A 26167-nucleotide genomic window follows, 5' to 3' on the forward strand; every position below is an offset into this window, starting at 1 on the left:
GCTGTAATTTATTAAAAACAATGATAATTTATTGGGGAAATTGGTTTATTAAGGAGGAAATAATGTTGGGATTTTTTAAGGATGTAAAGTCATCTATCACGTTGAAGAACTTCTGTATTATTTATAATGGCCTTACAGGTTTAGCAGTTTTGTATTCATTGTGGAATGACCCTGAAGCCGATCTTTCTGAGTATGCAATCGATATTTCTATCCACGCCCTGACTGCCGTAACGTTAATGTGTAAACAAGTTCCCGAGACTGTCAAAACAGTTGTTGTAGCGTTAAATACCTACAGAGGATTCGATGCTTTATTTAAGACAATCACTGCGCTTCCCTCTACGATTCCAGGCGCAGCAAATGCTGCAGATGTTCTGAACCATTGGTTTAACTTAAAAGAACTTGAAGAGCCAGAACAAAACAGGCGAGAAACTCAACACAGTATGTAATTTACTAAAACCAGGGTTCAGGCCATAAGCCAGCGGCCTGACCTACACGAAAAAAAATCATGAAGACTAAATTGCATGGTATTCAGCCCATTCGCTAATTGTTTAGGGCACCAAATTTTTTCAGACTGGAATCATAACATCCTTAGGTCGCCTATGGGTATTTCTACTTTATTTGAAGAAAAACCACCAAATATTCCGAACGTGAATAAGTTAGTATTATTTCCATGTGAGAATTGTTGTTGGTTTATGAGAGGAGGGCAACGTATTTTCTGCTGGCCATCCTACAATCATCGGAGCTATTGCTGTCATCCCTTCTGGAATTCCTAATTCGGCTTTCCATTCAGGCAAATTCAAGGCCGAAACGGCAAAGCCAATGACGCATGAAGCAAGGCCAAATGCAAGCGCTGAAAGCATTAAATTTTCCGCAGCTAACCAGCAGTCTGCTGCAATAAAGGGCCCTTCAAAAGTCCCATATATAACGATTAAAGTACTTGCATTATAAAATATGCTGAATTCTTTTTGTGTTGCCACATCAAGGATATGTTTTGTTTGTTGTGATTTGCTATTCTTCGCTTCGTCAGCCAATAAAGCTTTCGCGCTCGCTGACAAACGATCCAAGATATCCTTATTCTGAATCACTGCAAATGCCCTTGGCTCTTCATGAAGCGCGGTAGGTGCATGTACAGCAGCATCCAGTAATTTATGGATAATGCTGGAGTCAACTTTTTTGGGGAGATAATTACGAACAGCGTGTCGTTTATAGATGGCATCCATTATATCTATTGAAATTTTATCTTTAATTGATTCCGAGCTTGCCATAATTACTCCTGGATAATTATTTTTTCCTGTTAAGGGCAGTTCTTTCCTAATAGCTAGAATTATAGGTCTTATTTTTCACTTTATATTTAATAAAAATAATACGTTTTGTCATCGGATTGTCAATCGCTCTTATTTTATTTTAACAATAGCAGGAATTGATTGAGCGTAAGAAAGTGAATAGTTCAAGGCTCCTCTTGATTCGGCATGGATCCGATACAATAGTTGTCCTGGTTCTACATAGGTTCCTATTTTTGCAAAAAACTCAATTCCAGCCGCTGGATCAAAAGGCGCTCCAGCTAATTTTGCCACTTTGGCGAGGTTTCTGTTATCAATTTCGGATACCACCCCGGCCTGTACGGCAACAATATCCTGTGTGAGGGGGGCTGTTGGTGGTTCTTTAAATCCTCCTTGGGCGTTACAAATTGCTAAAAATTTTTTTAGCGCAGAGCCGTTTTCTAATAGCTGTTTTGCTAATTGTTCCCCTTGACTATAAGGCATTCCTTTTCCGAATGCCAAGATAGTTGCAGCCAGTGTAATCGCCTTGTTTTTCAAATCAGTTGGCGCCTCTGTTTTATTTTCTAAAATAGCCAGGATATCTTTTGCTTCTAATGCTGGACCAATTCCTAGCCCCAGGGGTTGGCTTCCATCTGTCTTTACTGGAAAAATATGAAGCCCTATGGCTTTACCTACAATGGAAAAATAGTCTTTAAGTTGTAAAAACGCCGCTTCCGAACGGATTTTTGCTGTGGGGCCAACAGGTATATCAATAAGAACGTGAGTGGCTCCGATAGCTGCTTTTTTTGAAAGCACCGATGCAATCATCTGTCCTTCTGGATCAAGATCTAACATGCGTTCAACTTTGATAATAATATCGTCTGCAGGACTTAAACCCAGGGAACCGCCCCAGACCATACACCCGCCTTCCTGAGCCACTACTTCTTTTATTTTCTTTGCGGTTAAATTTACAGCGGTCATGGTTTCAACCGTATCGGCGGTACCAGCCGGGGAAGTAATTGCGCGTGAAGAGGACTTGGGTATGATGAGTCCTGCTGCGGCTACAATTGCAACCACGATAGGCGTTGTTCTATTACCAGGAATTCCGCCAACACTATGTTTATCCACAACGACAGGAGAATCCCACTTCAATTGTTCCCCTGTTTTCACCATTGCCTGCGTTAAATAAATGATCTCTTTAATACTTAAATTATTGCGGGCGCAGGATGTGATGAAACTGGCTAAATGAATATTCGAATATTTCCCGGAAACAACATCATTAACGATGGCTTCCAATTCAAATGCGGACAGCTCATTGCCGTAGATTTTAGAACGCACAAAACTTAATGAGGTAACAGGCGTGAGATGTGATAAGTCGATATCATCGCCTTCCTTGACGCCTAACCGTTGCCAAGCACTTTCTGACAAACTGGCCTCACAGCTTTTTAGTATATCGGATTGGACAATATGCACCATTGCAACTAGTGAGGTATTGTTAAAGGAAACCACCACTTGAGTTAAGGCATCAAATCCTTCTGATTTACAAATAAAGCAATCCACATGGAGAAAAACAATAAATTCTTGCAGTGAGTCAATTCCTAACCTCACTAATTTGAGCCTGGTCGAGTGATTATCCAACAATGGTTTCCTTGGTTAGATTAATGGACGATCTTTGAAGGTTTATAAATTACACAATCCCATTGCTTAAAAATAGCTGTTAATAGCTAAATATTAATGCTAAGGTCATCGCCACATCAATTTTCTTTGCATCATTACCACTAAATAGTGGTATTAACTATAAACATATCTGAAAATTCAATAAAAGCACTCTATGTATACACTATAATTTAATAATTCAAAAACAAAGGGTTGGCAAATGCAGCTTACTTTCCTAGGTGCTACAGGGACCGTGACTGGTTCAAAGTATTTACTTGAGCTAGAGAATAAAAAAGTACTTGTTGATTGTGGTTTGTTTCAAGGATTAAAAGATCTTCGGTTAAGAAACTGGAGTCCTTTACCTTTGCATCCTTCTTCTTTAGATGCTGTGGTTATTACGCACGCCCACATTGATCACAGTGGCTACTTACCGCTACTCGTAAAAAACGGATTTACAGGGCCTATCTATGCTACAAAAGCTACGAGGGAGTTATGTGCTATTTTGTTGCCTGATAGCGGGTATTTACAAGAAGAAGATGCCAAGCGCGCGAATAAATATGGTTATAGCAAACATCATCCCGCACGGCCCTTATACACACAAGAAGATGCGCTCGAGTGTTTAAAGCAATTTGTAATAGTCGATTATAATAAACCTTATCCTTTGTTAGATGATTGCTATTTCAGTTGGCATCGCGCAGGCCATATTCTCGGTTCCTCGTTCATTCAAGTAGAAAATCAAGATACCAAAGTATTATTCAGCGGGGATATTGGCCGTTTACATGATCCGATTATGAGGCCGGCTGAAATCATCACGGCAGCTAATTATTTAATTCTTGAGTCGACTTATGGCGATCGTTTGCACGATAAAACTAATCCAGCAGAAGGTATCGCAGAGATTGTAAACACAACCATAAAACGGGGAGGGTCGGTTCTCATTCCCGCCTTTGCGGTAGGGCGAGCCCAAAATATATTGTATTATTTATACCAGCTTAAAAAGGAAAAAAAGATTCCGGATTTGCCGATTTTTCTTGATAGTCCAATGGCAATCGATGCAACTGAGATATTGCTTGATAATCGGGATGAGCATCAACTTACGCGAGAGGAATGCCTTAATGTTTGTCGTGTTGCAACTTATGTAAGAACAGTCGAAGAATCCATCGCATTGAACCATCACGCCATGCCTAAAATTATTATTTCAGCCAGTGGTATGATGACCGGCGGGCGTGTACTTCATCATTTAAAAGCCATTGCTCCTGATTATCGAAATACAATCTTAATGACTGGCTTTCAAGCGGCAGGAACTCGCGGGGAGAAGCTATTACATCATGCTCAAACAATCAAAGTCCATGGGCAGATGATTCCGGTCAATGCTCAAATAGCCATACTTAATAATGCTTCAGCACATGCTGATTATCAGGAAATTTTAACGTGGTTAAGGCATTTTAAAAAATCACCTCAAAAAATATTTTTAACCCATGGAGAGCCACAGGCGTCTATGGCGTTAAAACAGCATATTGAAGCTGAATTAGGCTGGCATTGTGAGATCCCAAATTACTTGGACAAAGTGGTGTTCACTGGATAAGAATAAGAGTATGAATGCGCAGTGCATCACCTAACTCGAAAGTAAACATGAAGGAATCTTATGGAAGAGCATTTTTTATATAGGATGTTTAACCCTGGTTCAATTGCAGTGATAGGGGCAAGTGATAAGCCCCTATCCGTTGGCGCTAAAGTTTTTACTAATTTACTTGCTGATTTTTCAGGGCCGATTTTTCCCGTCAATCCTAAATATAAGACAGTTCAAGGTAACCCTTGTTTTCCTTCCATAAAAGAAATTAATCATCCTGTTGATCTTGCTGTCATTGTAACCCCTGCTGCTGTAGTGCCTCAAATAATGATTGAATGTGGTGAAAAAAATGTACGCCATGCGATTATTCTTTCGGCGGGGTTTGGTGAAGCAAATGCAGAGGGCAAAGAGCTAGAACAAACGGTCATTGATTTAGCAAAACAATTTAAAATTCGTTTTGTTGGCCCTAACTGCCTGGGGGGCAGGCGCCCTTCAATTGGTTTAAATGCAACGTTTGAAAATAGTCCGGTTTTATCTGGAAACTTAGCGTTCATTTCTCAATCTGGGGCTCTGTGTGCGGCAATATTAGATTGGGCTTTTGAAGAACAGGTTGGATTTTCTACCGTTGTTTCACTAGGAAATTGTGCAGATATTGGTTTTGGTGAATTATTAGATTATTTAGCCCTTGATCAGAAGACAGATTGTATTTTGCTCTACATTGAGGGAATTAAGAATGCCCGCAAGTTTATGAGCGGGCTTCGTGCTGCTTCACGACTAAAGCCAGTCATTGCTATCAAAGCCGGTCGACATTCTCAGGGGGCTCGTGCTGCAATTTCTCATACAGGCGCAATGATAGGTGCAGACGATGTCTTTGATGCTGCTTTACGCCGAGCAGGGGTAGTGCGGGTAAACAGCATAAAAGAACTATTTTCAGCAGCAGAGGTTTTTTCAAATTCTTGCCGTGCCAAGGGTAACCAATTAACGATTATTACTAATGGTGGCGGTGCTGGAGTCATGGCAGCTGATCGGGCTGCCGATCTTAATATTCCTTTATCCGAATTAACTGATGAGACGATTTCCTATCTTGATTCCATCCTTCCTAGCCATTGGTCTCACCGAAATCCGATTGATATTTTAGGTGATGCTACCCCGGAGCGCTATCAGCAGGTTATCAAGGCCTGTCTAAAAGATGAAAATTGTGATGGGTTATTAATAATTCTTGTTCCCGTCGCTATGTCAGAGCCGCTTAGAGTAGCAGAACAAGTCAGTGAAATAATTCGCCAAAGCGAGAAACCTATTTTAACGTGCTGGATGGGTAAGACCCAGGTTGGAGAAGCAAATAATCTCTTTGCAAAACATAAAATTCCTTCTTTCAATACTCCTGAAGTGGCTGTAGATGCATTTTCTTATTTGGCGAACTATTATCATAACCAACAATTATTATTACAGGTGCCTGAGCCTCTTTCTTACCAGAGTCAACCTGATATCAGTGGTGCCCAACTTATCATAGAAAGTGCGGTTGCCGAACATCGTAAAATACTCACTGCTACTGAATCCAAAGCAATCTTGCGCGCTTTTGGCATCCCAATTACGCAAACAATACTTGCCCATACAGCCACAGAAGCATTAGTCGCTGCAGAATCACTGGGATTTCCTGTTGTTATGAAAATTCACTCACCGGATATCACCCATAAGCAGGATGTTTCCGGGGTTCAACTTAATATCACCAATGCAGAAGCGGTACGAACTTTTTTTTATCAGTTAATTGAACGTGCTCAAAAAAAGATGCCTACTGCCAGAATAATTGGTGTAACTGTAGAACCGATGTATAAAACCTCTAATGATCGTGAACTAATGGTAGGTATTATAAAAGATCCTGTATTTGGACCAACGATTAATTTTGGAGCCGGGGGGAGTTTAATCGAGATTATGCAAGACCGGGCGATTGCGTTGCCTCCATTAAATAACTATCTAATTAAAAATTTGATTGCTCGTACACGGATTGCAAAACTGCTGGGAGAATTTCGCAATAAACCTGCTGTGAATATTACTGCTATTGAAGAGTTGTTATTACGTGTTTCTGAAATGGTTTGTGAGTTACCGCAAATTGAAGAAATGGACATTAATCCGTTAATTGTTAATGATAAGGAAGTTGTTGCGGTAGATGCCCGTATTGTTATTAATTTTGAAACATCTTTCATCCCCTATAGCCATCTTGCAATTCATCCCTATCCTTCTCATTTAATTTCACATTGGCAATTAGCTGATGGGACATCGGTTTTAATCAGACCTATCAGGCCTGAAGATGCCAAATTAGAACAAAATTTTATTCGCCATCTTTCTTCAGAAGCGAAATATTTTCGTTTCATGGGGGCGTTGCGAGAGTTAACGCCTGAAATGCTTAAGAGAACAGCACAAATTGATTATGATCGGGAAATGGCCATGGTGGCGGTTATTCAAAATAAAGGGCGAGAGTCTATTATCGGAATCGCTTATTATTATGTCTATCCTGATCTTACCTCCTGCGAATTTGCTTTGGTGACAGCAGATAAATGGCAAAATAAGGGGATCGGAAGTCACTTGATGACAAGTTTAATGTCTGTTGCTAAAACCAAAAATTTAAAGAACATGGAAGGCATCATTATGTCAGCCAATCAGCCTATGCTCGCTTTAGCAAAAAGTTTAGGTTTTTCAATAAAACCTGCAAAGGAAGATCCGGCACTGTTATTGGCTGGAAAAGTATTGTTTTGATTGATGAATAAAGCATATTACGGCCACTATCAAGAGAGATTGAAGGCAGCCTGTAGACAGGTTAAAGGTCAGGATCCCCCTGTTTGCTGCCATCGCCACATTAATTTATTTTTTATCATTTCGACCAAAGATAGATAACCCATTGTGGCCAGTGTCAGAAAGATAAAGAAAGAGATTGGAAGTGGGACAAATCCTAATGCAGATGCCAAAGGGCTATAGGGTAAAAGGATGCTAAAGGTTACTACTATTAAAACGGTAAGTGTCAAGGCAAGGCTTGGTTTACTTTTAAACGGTGATTTAATCGTACGGATGACAAAAATTACGAGTGTTTGAGTCGCTAACGATTCTACAAACCAACCTGTCTGGAATAACGATTCTGAGGCATTAAAATAACTTAGCATTATCCAAAAAGTAATAAAATCAAAAAGAGAACTAAGAGGTCCAATATAAAGCATAAATCGGCGTATAATATCGATATCCCAGTGTTTGGGTTTATTAATAAAGCTCTCGTCAACGTTATCAGTAGGGATAGAGATTTGTGAAATATCATACAGGAGGTTATTAAGAAGAATTTGTGTGGGTTTCATGGGTAAATAAGGCAGGAATGGGGAAGCGAATGCCATACTGAGCATGTTGCCAAAATTAGAGCTTGTTCCCATCATCAAATATTTCATAATATTCCCAAATGATTTTCTTCCCTCCATAATGCCCTTTAATAGAACTTTTAAATTATGTTCTAATAGGATGATATTGGCTGTTTCCCGAGCAACATCAACGGCGCCCGAAACAGAGATACCGACATCTGCACTATGTAGTGAGGGAGCATCGTTGATACCATCTCCCAGGTATCCTACAACATGCCCTTTTGCCCGGAGCACTTGAATAATGCGTTGTTTTTGATGGGGAGAAACCCGTGCAAAAATGTCAATTTCTTCTGCAATTTTTGCCAGGGCAAGATCAGACATTTCTTCTATTTGCTCGCCAGTGAGCATTTTCTTGGTTAAAAAGCCAACCTCATTGCAAATATGATGGGTAACCAGCTCATTATCGCCTGTCAATATTTTAATCTTTACACCTGCCTGTCTGAGTTCGGCAATAGTCTCTCTGGCGTCTTCCAGAGGAGGATCCAGGAAAGCTAAAAAACCAGCTAAAATCAAGTCCTCTTCATCCCTTACCCCATAGCTTTCTTTCTTTGCAAGGCTATAGGCAATTGCTATAACCCGATATCCTTCCCGGCTTAAAGTTTGAAAAAAATGCAAATATTGTTTTACTGTTTCCTCACTGAGGGCTTTCTCTTCTCCATCGAGCCTGTATTTCCTGCAAATTTTAATGATGCTTTCAGGAGCACCTTTCGTAATGATTTGGTGCACGCCATTTTTATCAACGACAATACTTGAACGTCTTCTTTCAAAATCAAAGGGTATTTCATCAATTTTTTCATAACCTTTTTGAGCGGGATGTTCATGATGTAAAATAGCTGCATCCAAAGGATTGATCCCTGATTTATTAAGTAGCGCATTGTCCAAAGGATTTTTTATCGTTGTACTAAACAAGCTGCTTAGGTAGGCTAGCAATAAGACGTATTCTGATTTGTTTCCAAAAATATCCACATATTTCTCTAGAGTCATTTCTCCCTTTGTTAATGTTCCTGTCTTATCAGAACATAAGATATCAATACTGCCAAAATTCTGGATAGCTGCCAGATTTTTAACAATCACTTTTTGCTTTGCCATATTTAAGGCTCCTGCTGTTAAAGTGATCGTTGTAATCATGGGTAAAAATTCAGGTGTAAGTCCAACCGCTAAAGCAATCGAAAATAACAGTGCTTCAAGTGCTGGGCGATGTAAGTAAATATTGATTAAGAAGACAAAAAGAATAAGAAAAATCACGGTTTTCATGATAAAAAAACCGAAGCGAAAAATTCCTTTTTCGAATTCGGTTTGAGAGGGCGTTGCAGATAATACTTGGGCAATTTGGCCGAATAATGTTTTTTTCCCTGTTGTTAGCACCAATGCAATGGCATTGCCGCTGGCTATGGAAGAACCTGCAAAGATTGCGTTGGTTGCCTCAACAGGATTTTGAGGCACGATCGAAATCGTTGTTGATTCCTTTTCCACAGGTAATGATTCTCCCGTAAGGGCTGCCTGTTGTACGTGCAAATCTTTGGAATGAAGTAACAAACAATCGGCGGGAACTATATCACCGGCGGCTAAACAGATAACGTCCCCGGGAACTAATTCACCACAAGGTAAATGACATTCGCTGCCATTTCGTAATACCGTGGTTTTTACTGCGACATGCTGTTGCAATTTTTCTGCTGCTATCAGGGAACGATGAGTTTGAAAAAAATCGAGGCAAATACTAATACTGACTACGATAAGAATGATAGCGGCGTTAATTGGGCTACCTGTAAAAAATGAGATCAATGCAGCAATGATCAATATAATGACTAAGGGATTCGTTGAATGGGAAAGGGCTACTAAAATATGTGAGCGGTGTTGGGTAGCAATTTGATTTGCTCCATACTTTTTAAGGCGTTTTTTAGCTTCAACGGACGTTAACCCTTGTAAAGAGCTTTGCAAGTCTTGTAACGCCTGAGAAGGTTGGAGCACTAATATCCTTTTTAAGTCCTTTTGCATGATTGGATCCCAAGAAATAGAGCCACTAGATGTTATCTATTAGACTTCTCCCCTATAGCTAGTTTCTGAAGAAGTCTATTCTTCATCTGCAAGTTTGGCTTTCACTGTAATGCTTGATTTAAGTGAATTAGCAATAAAACAAAGACTGTGCGTTACCTCAAAAAGTTTCTCCATTGCTTTTTTGTCAGGTATATTTTCTTTTTTAAAAGACACGACGGGGGAGAGAACAATGTGTGAAACGGTATGATTAATTTCATCAATGGTGCAAGTAGCCCGATCAGAATAGCTATCGACAGTATATCCTTCCTTTGCACAAAGAGATAAAAAAGTAAGGAGAAAACAACTTGAGAGAGAAGCAGTCAGTAACTCTTCCGGGCAATGAAATTGGGGATTACGCATAAAATGGGGCGATGAATTGACTTCCAGTTTGGGTCCGCCATAAAAAAATACGGTATGTTTACGACTGTAGGTTTGATAGTTAAAATCCTCCGCTCCACGTTCCCATAAAAGTCGAATATTATATTCAGGCATCATTAATTCCTTGCGTTAAAATCGTTTAAACACCTAATCTCAATAGCTGCATGCCGACAAAGTATATTAACCATTTTTATTTATCATATAGTTTGGCAGATCAATCGTAATCTTTTTTCCTGTCGCTAATCTTAACGCATTAAGGATGGCAATAATATCAATTAGTTCTTGTAGGATAGCCCCTGCGACTGGTGTAATAAAACCTGCTGCTGCGAATACCATTCCTATAATGCTCAGCACCATTCCACCAATAGCACTTTGTGCGGCAATCCGTCGGGTATTTAAACTTAAATGAATCAGTTCGTCGACTTTGCTTAATGTATTCTCCATGATAATCGCTCCCGCTGCTTCGGAAGTAACAGCACTATGTTGGCCAAAGGCCACGCCAACAGTGGCAGCGGTGAGGGCTGGAGCATCATTAATGCCGTCCCCCATAAAAACCGTCGGTGCATTCTTTCTTTCCTGTCGCACAATAGCAAGTTTTTGCTCAGGGCTTTGGGATGCATAGATTTCAGTCAGGTTCAGCAGGTTAGCCAAGTAGTCTACTTCCGATTGGCGATCTCCGGAAACGAGCATTACTTTTTTAAATTGATGGGCTGGGCCTAAATGACTGATGAAGGGTTTGCTATCGAGCCGGGGAGCGTCACGAAAATGAAGCGAAGCGGCATACCGATCATCAACCAGTATTATGCATTCTAATCCAGATAAAACGGGCGGAAGGTTATCACCGGAGGCACCAGACTCCAGAAGTTTTTTTCTACTTGTAATAGTCACGGTATGCCCATTGAGCCGTCCTGTTAATCCTTGTCCTGGTTTCTCGGAGACATCGGTTGCGTTAAGAAGCATGATAGCTTGCTCATTGGCTGCATTGAGAATAGCGGTTGAGAGGGGATGCTTGGAATACTGTTCCAGGCTAGCGGCATATTGTAATACTTCCTCTTTTTTATAATTGCCAGCAGTAATAATTTCGGTGAGCGAGGGTTTGCCATAGGTCAGGGTACCTGTTTTATCAAAAATAGCCGTTTTGCAGAGGGGTAATTGTTCTAAAATAACCGGATCTTTGATGATGATCGCTTGTTTAGCGGCTTTTGAAATAGCACTGACTATCACGATGGGGAGCGCAATTAATAAGGGGCAAGGGGTCGCAATAACCAGCACAGAAAGAAACCGTAACGCATCGCCACTGATGTACCAGGCAATGAATGCAAATAAAAGGGCGAAGGGAGCGAAAACAGCGCCTACTTGATCGCCTAATCGTCTGATTGCAGGGCGTTTTTGTTCTGCCTCTTCCAATACTTTGACGATTGCTGCATAGCGTGAGTCAGATGGCAATTTGGTGGTTTGTACAGTGAGGGCACAATCTCCATTAATGGCACCGGATAAAACATAAGTACCTGGCGTTTTGGATATTAAATAAGGTTCTCCAGTTAAATAGGATTCGTCCATAGTACCTTGTCCATTGATGACTATGCCATCAACAGGACAGGTTTCGTGAGGGAAAATAACGATTTTATCGTCAATGTGGATGGAGGATAGGGGGATGTCCTCAAGGTGACTATTGGTTTGTCGATGTGCAATGGAAGGCATGCGTTCAACTAATGCTAATAGTGCCGATGCTGCTTTGCGTCTGGCATAGGTTTCTAAAGTTTGGCCACTGGCAAGCATAAGAATGATAAACGTTGCAGCCAAATATTCATGTAAAATAACACTCGTTACCAAGGCAATTGCGGCGAGTGAATCAGCACCCAAATTACCCTGGAATAACTTAAATAGAATCTGAAGAAATAAAGGTATGCCGCCCAGGAGAATAATAAATAACAAAGGGATTTCTGCCGACGAGAGGTCTAAAGCACGTAGAAAAAAATACAAGCAGATTGCGAATAAGGAAAGAAAGGCAATGTAGGGTTGCCATTTAAAAATGGATTGAGTAGTAGAAAGATGAGTTTTAATAATTCACTCCTAAGCACCAATATAAGTAATTATAATTACAATTCCCTAATGCGTTTATAAGCTTCTGGAATAATAAAGAGAGGGAGTGCGCAAAGAACAATGACTCCCCAATTGAGTAGCGATAAGGGAACTGTGTGAAAAATAGGTTGTAATACAGGCAGATACACCGCTGCGATCTGGAGTGCTATCATTGCTATAATCGCTGTGAGTAATAGTTTATTAGAAAACCAGCCAATTTCTGACATGGGTTTTTGAAAGCTGCGAAAATTTAAGGTAAGAACATTCGCCATGACAACAATGGCTGTAAAAGCCATTGTGTTAGCTATTTCATAGGATTCATTCAAATAAAAATGATAGAGGAAAGAAGCCGTTAAGCTAAGGTAAGAACCAAACAGTCCTAATAAAAGCAGGGCTTTTTTATCAAAAATGGGTTGATTAATCTGGCGAGGGGGTTGTTTCATACTATTCTTTTCTGCTTGCTCCAAGCTAAGTGAGATAGCGGTAGCGCTATCAGTAACAAGATTAATCCACAGAATCTGAATGGGCATAAGAATCAAGGGACCACCAATCACTATATTAATCAGAATGGCTAATAACTCACCCGTATTTGAAGCGGCTAAATAAAGAATAAACTTGCGGATGTTAGCATACTGCCTTCTCCCTTCTTCTATGGCGGCGATAATTGAAGCAAAGTTATCATCTGACAAAACCATATCAGCGGCACTTCTGGCTACATCGGTTCCTCTTGTCCCCATGGCGATACCAATATCCGCTTGTTTGAGGGAAGGGGCATCATTGACGCCATCTCCTGTCATTGCTGTGAGATTGCCTCGGGATTGGAGCAATTTAACAATGCGAAATTTATCTTGTGGAACAGTTCGGGCGAACAAGATTTTTTGCTCTAATAATTGACATAAAGCGAGATCAGTTAATTCGCTAATCTCCTCACTGGTTACAATTTTTTCAATATCCAAGCCGAGCTGGGTTGCCAGGGCATGGGCTGTAATAGGAGAGTCGCCTGTAATCATAATGACTCTAATGCCTGCTTGCTCTGCTTGGGTGAGGGCAAGAGGGGCTTCTGAGCGAGGTGGATCAAACAAACCAATGACGCCCAGGAATGTGAGGTTGGTTTCCGCATCCTGCACAGTAATTTCGGGTTCTTTGGGTATTATTTTTCTAGCGATGGCGAGTGTTCTTAAGCCTTGCTTCGCAAAAGCGATATACGCATTTTCAATGTGATCCCGATATTCTTTAGTGAGCTCTTTTTCTTCCTTGCCCATCAAAAAATGGGTAGAACGGTTCAAGATGGCCTCTGGAGCACCTTTTACATGAACGATGAGATAGGCTTCCGTTTCTTCAACAGTAGACATGCGTTTTCGATTTGAATCAAAAGCAAATTCTCTAATAACAGGATGATGAGAAAGTTCTAATCCAGCCTTGATGGTGGCAGCAATCAAGGCTGCTTCATCAGGAGAGCCGATTGCTTGCCATTGCTGGTCAATTTTTTTAATGCAAGCATGGTTGCATTTTTGGCATGTTGTTAATAAGGCTATAAGTTCAGGATAGGATTCAGGCTCGATGACCAGCCCTTCTCTCTGGAAATTGCCATGTGGCTCATACCCTGTTCCGGTAACTGAAAATACGCCATCGGCTGTCCAAATTTTTTGAACCGTCATTTCATTACGGGTCAGTGTCCCTGTTTTATCAGTGCAGATAACCGAGACTGCACCTAATGTTTCTGCAGCTTGAAGGCGGCGTAACAAGACTTTCTTATGAGCCATTCTTTTTGCGCCTAATGCCAGGGCAATTGTGACAACAGCGGGAAGACCCTCGGGAATAGCGGAAACAGCTAATGATATCCCTGTCATAAGCATCGTTATAATATTTTTACCACCAAGTACGCCGGCAATGATTACCAGAGAAGAAATAAGAAGTGCTATAAGTCCAAATTGCTTGCCGAGCGTTTCCAGTTGATGTTGAAGTTTTGTTTTCGTTTCTTTAATGGTTCCCGTTAGTTGCGCAATACGTCCGAATTCGGTATTCATGCCAATCTCAACAACCAGGCCTTCACCATGCCCACTGACAATATGGGTTCCCATAAAGGCAATATTGCGTCTATCAGTGAGTATTGTTTTTTCTGCTAAGGCTTCTGTTAGCTTTGCAACAGGTGCCGATTCGCCAGTTAGTTCAGCTTCATTGACTAATAAATCAACTGCATGAGTGACCCGAATGTCTGCGGGAACAATATTGCCTTCCTGTAAAAGGACGCAATCGCCGGGAAGGAGTTTTTTGACATCAATGAGTTCTTTTTCGCCATTGCGGATAATGTAACACGAAGGGGATAGTAACGATTTCAGTTTTTGTATCGTTGTTTCTGCTCGCCATTCCTGAAAAAAGCCCAGAAGCCCATTAAAAATAACAATAGCAAGAATAGCCAGGGCATCCCAAAGATCACCAAGAAAAAAAGAGATAGCCATTGCGAAAAGCAAAACAAAAATCAGGAGATTAACGAATTGTCTTGCCAGCATGGAGTACCATGGCACAGTTTCGAAATCTTTCAGTTCGTTTGTGCCATAGTTCTTGGGTTGTTCAGCTAAAACTCTTTTTACTTCCGCTACGCTTAATGCGTGCCATGACTGCATGATGGGATCCTTCCTTTTCAAACAACCCTAAGCCATTTTATGAAAATTGAAGCCTGTCTATTTTAGCCGAGCTTATTTAATTCCGCATAGAGACTTAACAAACCCAAGATGAGGCTGAAACAAGCAATAAAAAATCCCAAAAGCCTTGAAATCAAAAAAGAAAATTTATCGGCTCGTTGAATGAGTAGGGATACCATAAAGCCATTGAGCCCATCGGTTGCCATCATCCCCAACATAAAAAACAGGCCAAGCAGGGCTGCAAAATACCAATGATTTGAAGAAGACATTGAAATGGAAAATAAGGCGACCTGGCTAAAGGTATCAAAGGAAAAAGCAAAAAGAGCGCCAATTAAAGTAATCCAGAACGCATTATATCGTTTCAGGGTGAGGGCGAAAAAGCCTCCTATACTGGTTGTGGTTGGCGGGTGTAATTTTTTTTTGTGGAGTAAACTGCTATAAAGCGTGATTAATCCAAAAACCAATAAGAAAAAGATGGATATGTAGCTTCCTAACGGCTCAAGCCATGTTGGGAATTGGGCTCGAATCATGCCGTTACTGATAATCACACTGAGAATAATGACCACTAACCCGTGTCCCAACGAAAATAGAAAACCCACACGCTTTGACAGTTGATTATTTGCTCTAAGCGTTCTGGTGATGGAGTCAATGGTTGCTATATGGTCCAAATCCAGACCATGGCGCAATCCTAATCCAAATACAAAAAGGATAATTAGTAGAGTGGAGTTAGTTATTGTATTAATGGTTTTGATCCTTTTTAGAGACAAGTTATTTTTTAAGATCTAAGCTGTTATGTCTATACCTGATAATTAATTTTAATATGCATGAACTAACACTCTCTCGCGCTATTCTTGAAATCGTTAAGGAGCGAGCCGCCGAAATCCATTGCCAGTCGGTAAAGAAAATTTATCTGGAGGTTGGAGAATTAAGCGGCATTGATCAGGAATCTTTACGGTTTAGTTTTAGTGTGGTGGCCAGAGGCGGCATCGCCGAAAATGCGAGTCTGGAGATCATCGACATCAAGGGACAGGCCATCTGTGACTTTTGCCAGGAAACTGTTATGCTTAAAAATTATTATGATGGCTGCAAGATTTGTGGGCAATATTCGTTAAGAATAATCCAGGGTGAAGAGCTGCGTGTTAAATCGATGGAGGTCGAATAATGTGTGGACTTTGCGGTTGTTCAGGTTCAGAAAGAGACCATCATGAGCATCATGAAGATGCCAATTTATTACATACCCATCACCATGATGCAGGCGAGCTTGTTGCAATTGAGCAAGAAATACTGGCAAAAAACCATGAGTTCGTCGAAATCAATCGCCGTACTTTTTTAAACAATAAAATTACTGCTATCAATTTGATGTCAAGTCCTGGCTCAGGTAAAACAACCTTACTTGCCAAAGCGATTGCCGACTTAAAGCATCGCCTGGATATAGCCGTGGTCGTCGGTGATCAACAAACAAATTATGATGCTGAAAAAATTAAGGCAAGTGGTGGGGAAGCGATTCAAATCAATACAGGCAAAGTCTGTCATTTAGATGCGCATATGGTTGGTCATGCTGTTGAAAACCTTTCGTTAAAAAATTACTCCCTTCTTGTTATTGAAAATGTAGGCAATCTGGTCTGTCCTGCTTTATTTGATTTGGGTGAGGCCTATAAAGTAGTGATTCTTTCTGTAACAGAAGGGGATAATAAGCCGTTAAAATACCCGGAAATGTTCCGTAAAGCAGATTTATTATTACTCACTAAAACGGATTTATTGCCTTATGTTGATTTTGATATCAATCGCTGTATTGCAGATGTAAAAAAAATTAATCCAAAGGTGAATGTGTTGCCTGTTTCTGCAACAACGGGAGAGGGTTTAGATAAATGGTATGAATGGCTGGAAGCAATACAAGTGAATAATGGCTGAGATAGAAAGATTACGGATTTTAATTAAAGGCCAGGTTCAGGGAGTCGGCTTTCGTCCTCATGTATACCGCGTTGCTCAGCACTTAAATCTAACTGGATGGGTGCAAAATAATACGATAGGTGTCCTGATTGAAGTGCAGGGAATGTCTGTTTCTTCTTTTCTTTCCCACCTGTTAACGTCGTTACCGCCGTTAGCCAGGATTCACGATATTGAAACAAGCAATCTTGCTTTAATCGCTAATGAAAACCATTTTCTTATCCTTGAAAGTCAAAAAACCGGTGCTTCACGCGGCATTATATCGCCTGATATGAGTCCTTGTCCTGATTGCCTGAGAGAGCTTTTTAATCCTGATAGCCGCTATTATTACTATCCCTTTCTGAACTGTACACAATGTGGTCCACGGTTTTCGATTACTAAGGAATTACCTTATGATCGTTGCCAGACATCGATGGGTGAATTTACTTTATGCCCGTCTTGCAAGCGTGATTATAGTTCGCCTGAGAATCGCCGCTATCATGCTCAACCTACGGCTTGTAAAGACTGTGGTCCAGCACTTTCCGTTTCCATTCAAGCCATTGCCCAAGCGCTATTGGAAGGAAAAATTATTGCTCTCAAAGGAGTGGGTGGCTATCAACTACTTTGTGATGCAAGAAATAATGAGACTATTCAACGATTACGTCAAAAAAAATACCGTGAAGCAAAACCATTGGCGTTAATGGTGCTAAATTGCATGAGTGCTGAGAAATTTGTAACGGTCAGTGATAAAGAGAAAGAGAGTCTCAGCAGCCAGGCGCGACCTATCGTATTATTAAAAAAGAAGCAGGAAATTCTTCCGGAAATTATTGCCCCAGGTTTATCTGATCTGGGTGTGATGTTGCCTTCTTCCCCCTTGCATTATTTATTGTTCCACGCTCTGGCAGGTTATCCGGAGGGTTTGCAATGGCTGGATGAGCCTCATTCATTGGTATTGATTGCAACAAGTGCCAATATGGCAGGGAATCCTTTAATGATCGAGGATGAAAAGGCGCATAATGAGTTAATAGCGATTGCTGATTTAGTGATTTCTTATAATCGCCAGGTGGTTACTCGTGTCGATGATTCAGTCATGCGTTTTATCAATAACCAGCCTCGTTTTATACGCCGTGCGCGAGGATTTTCACCTATCAGTGTTCAATTGCCTTTTTCCATACCTTCAACCCTGGCTTTAGGGGGGCATCTTAAGAATACGTTTTGTATAACGCGGGGGAATGAAGCGTTTATTTCTCAACATATAGGAAGTTTAACGAATAAAGAAACGATTGATTTTTTTCATGAGTCACTCTCTCACTGGATGCGATTTCTTGACGTGACAGTGGAACGGATTGCCTGTGATTTGCATCCTGATTTTTATACAACAAGCTTTGCTAATCACTATGATTTGCCAGTCATTTCTGTACAGCATCATCAGGCTCATTTGGCAGCGGTTGCCGCAGAGTATCATATTTTGGATCCCGCCTTGGGTATCGTGTTAGACGGATACGGGTATGGATGGGATGGTAAGGCTTGGGGAGGGGAATTATTTCTTCTCGAAAATAGACAAATTCAAAGATTAGGGCATTTTTATCCCCTGCCTCAACCCGGTGGAGAGCGAGCGATTCACGAGCCTTGGCGGATGGCTGCTGCAATTTTACATGGTTTGCAAAAAGAGGATGAGATAATTCGCCGATTTTCCGACAAGCCGCATGTTTCCGAGTTGATTCATTGGCTAAAAAGCAGTAATTCTTTGCCGACTACCAGTAGTTGTGGTCGTCTTTTTGATGCAGCAAGTGCTCTATTAGGCATCAACACGATTTCTCAATACGAAGGGCAAGCGCCTATGCAGCTTGAAAGCTTGGTCACTAATCCTGAAGTGTTTGAAGGGGGGTGGACTGTCGCCAACAATCAAATCAATTTTTTACCCACATTCAGCCAGTTACTTGATAGGGATCCCAGGGGTGGTGCCAATGTTTTTCATGGTACTTTAATTGCGGGTTTGGTGGATTGGATTATGATTGAGGTAAGAAAAACTTCGATCAGGCAGATCTTATTAAGTGGTGGATGTTTTTTAAACCAGGTGCTTGCAGAAGGGTTGATAAAACAATTGGAAGGTAGAGGGCTGAAAGTCTATTTACCGCAACAAGTGCCTGTCAATGATGGTGGCATTTCGTTGGGACAGGCATGGCTGGCTGGTAATTACAAGGAGACAGAATTCCTATGTGTTTAGCGCTTCCTGCTCAAGTCATTCGATTGCTGGACGCTCAAAGAGCGCTAGTGAATTTAGGCGGCATTGAAAAAGAAATTTCGATCGCCCTATTAGAACAAGTCAAAGAGGGTGATTACGTTATTCTTCATGTGGGATATGCTCTGACAAGGCTGGATGAAGAAGAAGCCAAAAAAACACTGATGTTATTTGCTGAAATGCAGGAAGCCCAATGAAATACATTACTGATTTTCGTAATGCCGAGTTTGCGAAAATAATAACCAAAGAGATTTTTAATAAGGCATCGTCTGGGCGGCAGTATCGCTTGATGGAGTTTTGTGGTGGGCATACTCATACCATACATCGTTATGGTCTCCCAAGTCTTTTACCCAATAATGTAGAAATGATTCACGGCCCTGGATGCCCTGTGTGCGTTTTACCTATAAACCGCATTGATAAGGCAATTGCTCTGGCTACTTTATCAAACGTTATTTTTTGTAGTTATGGTGATATGTTGCGTGTGCCAGGTTCCAATCAGCAAAGCCTATTGCAGGTAAAAGGAAAGGGAGCTGATGTCAGGATGGTTTATTCGGTGGATGACGCATTGCGCTTGGCGAAACTTAATCCGGAGAGAGACGTTGTTTTTTTTGCTATTGGCTTTGAAACAACAACGCCGCCTACAGCGTATGCGATTAAAGAGGCTGCAAGATTAAGTTTGTCTAATTTTTCAGTATTTTGTAATCATGTATTAACGCCTCCAGCCATGAATTCCCTTTTGCAATCATCGGGCGATGAGGAGAGTATTCATAATCTGGATGGATTTATAGGACCGGCCCATGTAAGCATTGTGACAGGTAGCCAGGCCTATGAACCAATAAGTAAAACCTATAAAAAGCCCATTGTTATTTCAGGATTTGAACCACTTGATGTTCTGCATTCCATTTTAATGTTGATTGAGCAAATTAACAAAGGGCACAGTGATGTTGAAATTCAATACACACGTGCAGTGACTCGAGAAGGAAATTTAAAGTCACAAGCTATCACAAGAGACGTGTTTGAATTGCGTTCCAATTTTGAGTGGCGCGGGTTGGGTAATATCCCGGAAAGTGCCTTGCAAATTAAAACCACTTGCGAGCGTTTTGATGCGGAAAAGCGTTTTTTGTTGCCCGATCTTCCTGGTGTTGAACATAAGCAATGTGATTGCGGGGCTATTTTACGCGGTATAAAAAAACCGAGTGATTGCAAATTATTTGCCAAGGTGTGTACACCCCAAAATCCTTTGGGTTCTTGTATGGTTTCCTCTGAAGGAGCCTGCGCTGCGGTTTATGCATACGGAAGGGGGCGTTAAAGATGGAAACTATCAGCCAAAGAAGGGTGGCAGGACCAAAATTAAATATTAAAAACGGTATTATTGATTTGAGCCATGGCAGTGGTGGACGAGCAATGGTGCAATTAATTAACGAGATTTTTTTGCCTGCCTTTAATAATCCCTGGCTCGGACAAAAAAATGATCAAGCCTGTTTTTCTGTGGAGTCCGGGCGAATGGTAATGAGCACCGATGCTCATGTTATTTCCCCTTTATTTTTCCCAGGGGGAAATATTGGCTCCTTATCGGTGCATGGAACGATAAACGATATTGCCATGGCCGGGGCGAAACCACTGTATTTGTCAGCAAGTTTTATTTTAGAAGAAGGCTTTCCACTGGCGGACTTAAAAAAAATTGTGACCTCAATGGCAGAGGCTGCCCTTGCTGCTAATGTGGCGATTATTGCCGGAGATACAAAAGTTGTAGAACGTGGTAAAGGGGACGGGGTATTTATTAGTACCACGGGATTGGGCGTAGTGCCTCAGGGAGTTTGTATTTCCGGCGATCAAGCAAGGCCAGGTGACAAGGTTATTCTCAGCGGTTATGTGGGTGATCATGGCATTGCTGTTCTATCTCAGCGCAATAATTTGGAGTTTTTAACAACAATCAAATCGGATACAGCCGCTTTGAATGGGTTGGTTAGCCACATGCTTGATGCGGTACCTTCACTTCATTGTCTTCGCGATCCTACGCGAGGTGGCGTGGCATCGACTTTAAATGAATGGGCGGAACAATCTGGGGTTGGCTTTGTTATCGATGAAGACCAAATTCCTATCCGTACGGAAGTGGCAAGTGCTTGCGAACTGCTGGGTTTAGATGCGTTATATGTGGCCAATGAGGGCAAGCTCTTGGCCATCTGTGCTGCAGAAGAGGCTGATAAGTTAATCGCAACCATGCGAAGCCATCCCTTAGGTCAAGAAGCAGCAATCATTGGAGACGTCGTAGAAGATCCCAGGCATTTTGTACAATTGCGTACAAAATTAGGAGGACTACGAATTATGGATTGGTTAAGTGGAGATCAGTTACCACGAATTTGCTAACTCGCTAAGGATGAGGCTGGTATGGAGAATGATCGGAACTATTTTTTGCCCCAGGAAAAGTTACAAGAATTAATTGATGCACTGCAGCGATTAGGTTTCTCTTGTGTGGGGCCTCAAGTCCGTGACGGAGCAATTGTCTATGATAGGCTCACAGAGGCAAACCAGTTGCCTTGGGGTATTCGAGCCCATCAGGCCCCAGGCGAGTATCGCCTTGAACGCCTCCCTGTACAACGGGCATTTTCATGGGCTAATGGCCCGCAAGCGATCAAGCCGTTATTATTTAAACCCAGTGAAACGGTTTGGCGTGTTGAACGGAGCACTACAGGAAAACTGGAATTTAAACCCTGTATCGCTAATGAATTGCCAATCGCTATTATTGGGGCTCGTTCTTGTGATTTAGCCGCAATGGCAATTCAGGATAAGGTTTTTTTATCTCAGGCCCATCAAGATGAGCGCTATCGAAGACGCCGTGAATCGCTATTTGTTATTGCTGTTAATTGTGGTTATTCCTCTGATAATTGCTTTTGTGTTTCGGCAGGGACTGGACCCGATGTCAGGAGTCCTTTCGATCTCTTAATGACAGAATTGGATTCGGGTTTCGTCATTCAAGGAGGCAGCGAGCGTGGACATCAGTTAATTTCCGGTCTAAATTTATCATTGGCAACAACACAACAAGGTAACGATGCCGGACAGGAAATTGCTAATGCTGATGCCATGCAAACGAAGCGTATCCCGTTGGATAACCAGCGAGGGTTGCGAGATTTATTATTCTCCAACTTAGGTCATCCACGTTGGGAGGAGGTTGCTGAACGCTGTTTATCTTGTGGCAATTGTACGTCTGTCTGTCCTACTTGTTTTTGCCATAGTGAAATAACAAATCCCAGTCTTGATGGACAAGGCAGTACCCTGGAGCGTGAATGGGATTCGTGTTTTACGGAAGGCCACAGTTACCTGGCCGGCCACCCAATTCGTGATGATACAAAAAAGCGTTATCGTCAATGGCTGACGCATAAAGTAGGTAGTTGGTTTGATCAGTTTGATACGAGTGGATGCGTAGGTTGTGGCCGTTGTATAACCTGGTGTCCAGTAGGCATTGATATTACCGAAGAATTAGCTGCGATTTCAGGTGAATCCAATGTGAGGGAAACGAAATAATGATCAGGGATTCCTATCTACCTCGAACTGCAAGAATTAAAGCACGGCATCAAGAGTCAGCCACGATTTTCACCCTCGATCTTCAATTTGTTGAAAAGTCACACCAGCAGGCTTTTTCTTTCTATCCCGGACAATTCAACATGCTCTACCTGTATGGTGTAGGTGAAGTCGCTATTTCAATTAGTTCCGATCCGGCAGAGAAAACTTATCTTGGGCATACTATTCGTGCGGTTGGACGAGTAACAAAAGCAATGCAGCAATTGAACAAGGGTGATTATGTTGGTGTTCGTGGTCCATTTGGCAATGGTTGGCCTGTAAAAGGGGCTGTAGGCAAAGATATTGTGATTGTGACAGGCGGTTTGGGATGCGCACCAACAGTCTCCGTTATTAACTACATTTTAGCCAGGCGGGAACAGTATGGGGCCCTAAAAATTTTTCAGGGTGTAAAACATAGTGAAGATTTTATTTTTCGCAAGCAATATAAAAAATGGCAAGCCATGCCGCAAACCGAAATTTATATTGCTGCCGATAAGGCTGGTCCAAAATGGCCGTGGAGTGTTGGTTACGTAACGGATATGATTACTTCACTTCAGTTAGATGCCAACAATACAATAGCCATGATGTGTGGTCCTGAAGGAATGATGCAGGCTGCTACCCTGGCATTGATTAATCAAGGTATTTCCGGGGAAGCGATTTATCTTAGTATGGAACGCAATATGGAATGTGGGATAGGTCACTGTGGACATTGTCAATATGGTGGTTTATTTGTTTGTAAGGACGGTCCTGTTTTTGCCTATGATTGTATAAAAGCCTTGTTTACAGAACCAGGATTTTGAAATGAGTAAACCGCGCTTGGCAGTCTATAAATTCACTTCTTGTGATGGTTGTCAGTTGGCGTTTTTAAACGCTGGAGAGGCCTTGCTCATGTTATCCGAATTGGTTGAGCTGACACATTTTGCTGAAGCCGGTCTTGTTGATTTTAAGGAAAAAATTGATATTGCGTTTGTCGAAGGAAGTATTTCAACACCTGAAGAAGCAGAGCGTATAAAAAAGATTCGTGGAAATTCCACGTTTCTTATTACGATTGGCGCCTGTGCTACAGCTGGAGGTATTCAGGCTTTACGCAATGCAGCAAATTATCAGGAATGGATGGCGAGTATATATGCGTCACCAAAAACCATTGAAGCGCTAAGTACCTCTACAGCGATTTCAAGCCATGTGAGGGTGGATTTGGAGTTATGGGGTTGTCCTGTTAATACCCATCAGGTAATGAATGCGGTGCGTTCGCTATTGTTTGGCGTTGTTCCACGAATTAAGAGGGATGCGGTCTGTTTGGAATGCAAGCGCAAAGGGCTGGTCTGTGTATTGGTTGCTAAAAAAGAACCCTGTATGGGCCCTGTTACTCAAACAGGTTGTGGCGCTCTTTGCCCTGGATATGGACGTGCCTGTTATGCGTGTTATGGCCCTTCGGAAAATCCCAATACGCATTCATTAGGCCTTCGGTTTGCCCAAAATGGAAGTCGCTTCGATACAATCGCCAAGCAATTTTTGCATATCAATAATCAAGCGGCCGCATTTAACCAGGCAGGTAATTATTTTAAAGGGATTAAGATTGTCAAAGAATAAAGAAAAATTAATTGAAGTACCTATTCTTGCTCGTGTGGAAGGAGAGGGCGCGCTTAAAATAAAAATTAAGAATAATACAATTCAATCGTTGCAGCTCAAAATTTATGAGCCGCCTCGGTTATTTGAGAAATTTTTAGAGCAACGGGATTATAGCGAGGTTTTAGATATTGTTGCTCGTATATGTGGTATTTGCCCGGTTGCTTACCAAATGAGCGCAACGCAGGCCATTGAAAATTGTTTTAACATGCGGCCTAGTCCGTGGGTGCGCGAGATGCGGCGTTTGTTTTATTGTGGGGAGTGGATAGAAAGCCATAGCTTACATATCCATCTTTTGGCTTTGCCTGATAGTTTGGGTTTTAAAGCAGTTACCGAGATGGCAAAAATTTACCCTCATGAAGTGCGTCGCGGTTTGCGTTTACAAGCATTGGGCAATGAATTGATGCGATTATTGGGGGGGCGATCGGTCCATCCGGTCGGTGCGAGGATTGGCGGTTTTTACAAGGCTCCTGATCCACTGCTTGTGCAAAGCCTATTACAAAAAATAAAGGCATCCCTTGTCGATTGTGAAGAACTTATTCGATGGATAAACACCTTGCCTTTTGGAAAAACCTTCCATGACTTCACTTGCGTTTCTTTATTTCATGAGCAGGAATATCCAATGAATGAGGGACGCATTGTTTCAGATAAAGGGTTGAATATTGCTATCGATGAGTTTGATAATTACTTTAAAGAACATCAAGTCCCCTATTCCAATGCGCTTCACTGTTTATTGGACGGTAAACCCTATTTGGTCGGCCCTTTGGCACGGTTAAATATCAATCATGAGCGGTTACCCGAACAAATAAAAGTTTTTCTAAAGCAATTAGACCTTCATTTTCCAAGTAAAAATATTCATCACAGCATTTTAGCGCGCGCAATTGAAATTTATTCTTGTCTATTGGAGGCTTCCCGTATTTTAGAAAATTATAGCTATCCTGATTCTTCTTATACGGACGTGAATATCGCTTCAGGTCGCGGCTATGGATGTACAGAGGCACCGCGCGGCTTATTGTGGCATTGTTTTGAAATTGATGAGCAAGGGTTGGTTAAATCTGCCCGGATTGTTCCTCCAACCAGCCAAAACCAGGCCTGTATTGAAGAGGATTTATACCGCTCCCTGCAGCAGTTTGGACTTGAAAAACCAAGTGATGAACTTAGGAGTTATAGTGAAAAACTCATTAGAAATTATGATCCCTGCATTTCCTGTTCAACTCATTTCTTAACTTTAGATGTGAATCGAGATGATTGAATTGCTGATTTTAGGTATTGGGTCACCTTTTGGAGATGACCGCTTAGGGTGGGAGGTTGTCCAGGGATTACAACAGAAGAAAACGCTTCAAGTCTATTCTGCCGAGCAACTACAGTTCATGTCTTGTGACAGGCCAGGCCTTAATTTGCTCGATTTGATGCAACAGGCAAAAACGGTTTTTTTGATTGATGCGGTTAGAACAGGGGCAAAGGTAGGTAGCCTTCTTTATCTTGAAAATGAAGAAATCAAGACGATTAATTCAATACAAACCACGCATGAATTTGGACTGGCAAATACAATAGAGATGGGAAAAACCCTTCATTTATTACCAAAGAATTTGGTTTTGTATGGTATAGAAGTTAACGAACTCAAATTTCAATTTGAGGTTACAGAGCCCATCAGGGCGGCTATTCATGCATTGATAATACGAATCGAGAGGGACATTTCCATTTATTTAAGACCTTCGTGACATTAAACGAGTTCACAAGGCCAGTGCCCAATTAAGCTTGACCCCAATATATCGAAAGAAATACGCTATGTCCCCGCAAAA

Annotated in this window: 21 protein-coding genes; 14 read left to right on the top strand and 7 right to left on the bottom strand. The window is 41.5% G+C overall.

Annotated elements, in window-relative coordinates; all coding sequences use genetic code 11:
• The first annotated feature begins 62 nt into the window (after positions 1-62).
• On the top strand, positions 63-446 hold the full coding sequence (locus Lfee_RS06600) for a hypothetical protein (RefSeq protein WP_058445115.1): 384 nt from the start codon (positions 63-65) through the stop codon (positions 444-446).
• A 216-nt stretch (positions 447-662) separates the two neighbouring features.
• Here Lfee_RS06600 and Lfee_RS06605 read toward each other — a convergent pair whose 3' ends face one another.
• Together Lfee_RS06605 and Lfee_RS06610 are read right to left on the bottom strand one after the other, a co-directional pair.
• On the bottom strand, positions 663-1265 hold the full coding sequence (locus Lfee_RS06605) for a nitroreductase family protein (RefSeq protein ID WP_058445117.1): 603 nt from the start codon (positions 1263-1265) through the stop codon (positions 663-665).
• 129 nt (positions 1266-1394) lie between these two features.
• Complete coding sequence (locus Lfee_RS06610; protein WP_058445119.1) at positions 1395-2897, bottom strand: thymidine phosphorylase family protein; 1503 nt, start codon at positions 2895-2897, stop codon at positions 1395-1397.
• A 238-nt stretch (positions 2898-3135) separates the two neighbouring features.
• On the opposite strand from Lfee_RS06610, the gene Lfee_RS06615 reads away from it, so the two are divergent.
• Both Lfee_RS06615 and Lfee_RS06620 read left to right on the top strand, forming a co-directional pair.
• The gene (locus Lfee_RS06615) at positions 3136-4497 is read left to right on the top strand and encodes an MBL fold metallo-hydrolase RNA specificity domain-containing protein (RefSeq protein WP_058445121.1); all 1362 of its coding nucleotides are present in this window, start codon (positions 3136-3138) and stop codon (positions 4495-4497) included.
• Positions 4498-4557: 60 nt separating this feature from the next.
• Entirely contained in the window at positions 4558-7233 is a 2676-nt protein-coding gene (locus Lfee_RS06620) for a bifunctional acetate--CoA ligase family protein/GNAT family N-acetyltransferase (RefSeq protein WP_058445123.1), read from the top strand.
• A gap of 68 nt (positions 7234-7301) precedes the next feature.
• Here Lfee_RS06620 and mgtA read toward each other — a convergent pair whose 3' ends face one another.
• From mgtA to Lfee_RS06645, 5 genes are all read right to left on the bottom strand, one after another.
• Positions 7302-9872 carry a magnesium-translocating P-type ATPase gene (gene mgtA / locus Lfee_RS06625; protein ID WP_058445125.1) on the bottom strand — a complete coding sequence of 857 codons (2571 nt, stop codon included), beginning with the start codon at positions 9870-9872 and terminating at the stop codon, positions 7302-7304.
• Between the two features lie 75 nt (positions 9873-9947).
• Positions 9948-10403, bottom strand: coding sequence for an OsmC family protein (locus tag Lfee_RS06630; protein ID WP_058445127.1), 456 nt, complete (start codon positions 10401-10403; stop codon positions 9948-9950).
• Positions 10404-10469: 66 nt separating this feature from the next.
• Positions 10470-12272 carry a heavy metal translocating P-type ATPase gene (locus tag Lfee_RS06635; protein WP_238584881.1) on the bottom strand — a complete coding sequence of 601 codons (1803 nt, stop codon included), beginning with the start codon at positions 12270-12272 and terminating at the stop codon, positions 10470-10472.
• Between the two features lie 116 nt (positions 12273-12388).
• Positions 12389-14995: a cation-translocating P-type ATPase gene (locus tag Lfee_RS06640; RefSeq protein WP_058445132.1), complete on the bottom strand. Its 2607-nt coding sequence runs from the start codon at positions 14993-14995 to the stop codon at positions 12389-12391.
• Between the two features lie 62 nt (positions 14996-15057).
• Complete coding sequence (locus tag Lfee_RS06645; RefSeq protein ID WP_256593762.1) at positions 15058-15780, bottom strand: HoxN/HupN/NixA family nickel/cobalt transporter; 723 nt, start codon at positions 15778-15780, stop codon at positions 15058-15060.
• Positions 15781-15833: 53 nt separating this feature from the next.
• Here Lfee_RS06645 and hypA point away from each other — a divergent pair, with 53 nt between their 5' ends.
• From hypA to Lfee_RS06700, 11 genes are read left to right on the top strand one after another with little or no spacing between them, the layout of a single operon-like run.
• Positions 15834-16175: a hydrogenase maturation nickel metallochaperone HypA gene (gene hypA / locus Lfee_RS06650; protein ID WP_058445134.1), complete on the top strand. Its 342-nt coding sequence runs from the start codon at positions 15834-15836 to the stop codon at positions 16173-16175.
• A complete protein-coding gene (gene hypB, locus Lfee_RS06655; protein WP_058445136.1) occupies positions 16175-16924 on the top strand; it encodes a hydrogenase nickel incorporation protein HypB in 750 nt (249 codons plus the stop codon). Before hypA ends, hypB begins: the two co-directional genes overlap by 1 nt.
• Positions 16917-19166 carry a carbamoyltransferase HypF gene (hypF, locus tag Lfee_RS06660; RefSeq protein WP_112854671.1) on the top strand — a complete coding sequence of 750 codons (2250 nt, stop codon included), beginning with the start codon at positions 16917-16919 and terminating at the stop codon, positions 19164-19166. The genes hypB and hypF overlap by 8 nt, the downstream gene beginning before the upstream one ends.
• Entirely contained in the window at positions 19157-19378 is a 222-nt protein-coding gene (locus Lfee_RS06665; RefSeq protein WP_058445138.1) for a HypC/HybG/HupF family hydrogenase formation chaperone, read from the top strand. Before hypF ends, Lfee_RS06665 begins: the two co-directional genes overlap by 10 nt.
• The gene (gene hypD, locus Lfee_RS06670; protein ID WP_058445140.1) at positions 19375-20490 is read left to right on the top strand and encodes a hydrogenase formation protein HypD; all 1116 of its coding nucleotides are present in this window, start codon (positions 19375-19377) and stop codon (positions 20488-20490) included. The genes Lfee_RS06665 and hypD overlap by 4 nt, the downstream gene beginning before the upstream one ends.
• Positions 20491-20492: 2 nt before the next feature.
• The gene (gene hypE, locus Lfee_RS06675) at positions 20493-21548 is read left to right on the top strand and encodes a hydrogenase expression/formation protein HypE (protein ID WP_058445142.1); all 1056 of its coding nucleotides are present in this window, start codon (positions 20493-20495) and stop codon (positions 21546-21548) included.
• 21 nt (positions 21549-21569) lie between these two features.
• Positions 21570-22703, top strand: coding sequence for a 4Fe-4S dicluster domain-containing protein (locus tag Lfee_RS06680; protein ID WP_058445144.1), 1134 nt, complete (start codon positions 21570-21572; stop codon positions 22701-22703).
• On the top strand, positions 22703-23539 hold the full coding sequence (locus Lfee_RS06685) for an FAD/NAD(P)-binding protein (RefSeq protein WP_058445145.1): 837 nt from the start codon (positions 22703-22705) through the stop codon (positions 23537-23539). The genes Lfee_RS06680 and Lfee_RS06685 overlap by 1 nt, the downstream gene beginning before the upstream one ends.
• A 1-nt stretch (position 23540) precedes the next feature.
• Positions 23541-24329 (top strand): NADH-quinone oxidoreductase subunit B family protein, encoded by a 789-nt coding sequence (locus Lfee_RS06690; protein ID WP_058445147.1) that lies wholly within the window; start codon positions 23541-23543, stop codon positions 24327-24329.
• Positions 24316-25617, top strand: a complete 1302-nt coding sequence (locus tag Lfee_RS06695) for a Ni/Fe hydrogenase subunit alpha (protein ID WP_058445149.1) — start codon at positions 24316-24318, stop codon at positions 25615-25617. Before Lfee_RS06690 ends, Lfee_RS06695 begins: the two co-directional genes overlap by 14 nt.
• The gene (locus Lfee_RS06700; RefSeq protein WP_058445151.1) at positions 25610-26086 is read left to right on the top strand and encodes a hydrogenase maturation protease; all 477 of its coding nucleotides are present in this window, start codon (positions 25610-25612) and stop codon (positions 26084-26086) included. The genes Lfee_RS06695 and Lfee_RS06700 overlap by 8 nt, the downstream gene beginning before the upstream one ends.
• Positions 26087-26167 lie beyond the last annotated feature (81 nt).

Source organism: Legionella feeleii (assembly GCF_001467625.1).
In the GTDB taxonomy this organism is placed as follows: domain Bacteria; phylum Pseudomonadota; class Gammaproteobacteria; order Legionellales; family Legionellaceae; genus Tatlockia; species Tatlockia feeleii.